The sequence below is a fragment of the Pseudomonas sp. NPDC087029 genome (assembly GCF_044745345.1).
Taxonomy (GTDB): domain Bacteria; phylum Pseudomonadota; class Gammaproteobacteria; order Pseudomonadales; family Pseudomonadaceae; genus Aquipseudomonas; species Aquipseudomonas faucium.
The window spans coordinates 1-1,747 of sequence record NZ_JBIVAB010000028.1; the positions used below are offsets into that span (position 1 = coordinate 1).

Annotated in this window: 1 rRNA gene (cut by a window edge); it reads right to left on the reverse strand. The window is 52.7% G+C overall.

The features are described 5' to 3' along the window. Positions 1–22: 22 nt before the first annotated feature. Positions 23–1,747, reverse strand: a 23S ribosomal RNA gene (locus ACIPG5_RS25210); it runs 1,260 nt beyond the window's last position.

The following is a 1,747-nucleotide window of genomic DNA, read 5'->3' on the forward strand; positions in this document are numbered from 1 at the left end:
GAGCAAATTGCTTGGGTGTTATATGGTCAAGCCTCACGGGCAATTAGTATTGGTTAGCTCAACGCCTCACAGCGCTTACACACCCAACCTATCAACGTCGTAGTCTTCGACGGCCCTTTAGGGGATTCAAGATCCCAGTGAGATCTCATCTTGAGGCAAGTTTCCCGCTTAGATGCTTTCAGCGGTTATCTCTTCCGAACATAGCTACCCGGCAATGCCACTGGCGTGACAACCGGAACACCAGAGGTTCGTCCACTCCGGTCCTCTCGTACTAGGAGCAGCCCCTCTCAAATCTCAAACGTCCACGGCAGATAGGGACCGAACTGTCTCACGACGTTCTAAACCCAGCTCGCGTACCACTTTAAATGGCGAACAGCCATACCCTTGGGACCGGCTTCAGCCCCAGGATGTGATGAGCCGACATCGAGGTGCCAAACACCGCCGTCGATATGAACTCTTGGGCGGTATCAGCCTGTTATCCCCGGAGTACCTTTTATCCGTTGAGCGATGGCCCTTCCATACAGAACCACCGGATCACTAAGACCTACTTTCGTACCTGCTCGACGTGTTTGTCTCGCAGTCAAGCGCGCTTTTGCCTTTATACTCTACGACCGATTTCCGACCGGTCTGAGCGCACCTTCGTACTCCTCCGTTACTCTTTGGGAGGAGACCGCCCCAGTCAAACTACCCACCATACACTGTCCTCGATCCGGATAACGGACCTGAGTTAGAACCTCAAAGTTGCCAGGGTGGTATTTCAAGGATGGCTCCATGAGAACTGGCGTCCCCACTTCAAAGCCTCCCACCTATCCTACACAAGCAAATTCAAAGTCCAGTGCAAAGCTATAGTAAAGGTTCACGGGGTCTTTCCGTCTAGCCGCGGATACACTGCATCTTCACAGCGATTTCAATTTCACTGAGTCTCGGGTGGAGACAGCGCCGCCATCGTTACGCCATTCGTGCAGGTCGGAACTTACCCGACAAGGAATTTCGCTACCTTAGGACCGTTATAGTTACGGCCGCCGTTTACCGGGGCTTCGATCAAGAGCTTCGCTTGCGCTAACCCCATCAATTAACCTTCCGGCACCGGGCAGGCGTCACACCCTATACGTCCACTTTCGTGTTTGCAGAGTGCTGTGTTTTTAATAAACAGTCGCAGCGGCCTGGTATCTTCGACCGGCGTGGGCTTACGCAGCAAGTGCTTCACCCTCACCGGCGCACCTTCTCCCGAAGTTACGGTGCCATTTTGCCTAGTTCCTTCACCCGAGTTCTCTCAAGCGCCTTGGTATTCTCTACCTAACCACCTGTGTCGGTTTGGGGTACGGTTCCCAGTTATCTGAAGCTTAGGAGCTTTTCTTGGAAGCATGGCATCAACCACTTCGTCGCCTAAGGGCAACTCGTCATCAGCTCTCGGCCTTGAAATCCCGGATTTGCCTAAGATCTCAGCCTACCACCTTAAACTTGGACAACCAACGCCAAGCTGGCCTAGCCTTCTCCGTCCCTCCATCGCAATAACTGGAAGTACAGGAATATTAACCTGTTTTCCATCGACTACGCTTTTCAGCCTCGCCTTAGGGACCGACTAACCCTGCGTCGATTAACGTTGCGCAGGAAACCTTGGTCTTTCGGCGTGCGAGTTTTTCACTCGCATTGTCGTTACTCATGTCAGCATTCGCACTTCTGATACCTCCAGCAAGCTTCTCAACTCACCTTCACAGGCTTACAGAACGCTCCTCTACCGCATCAG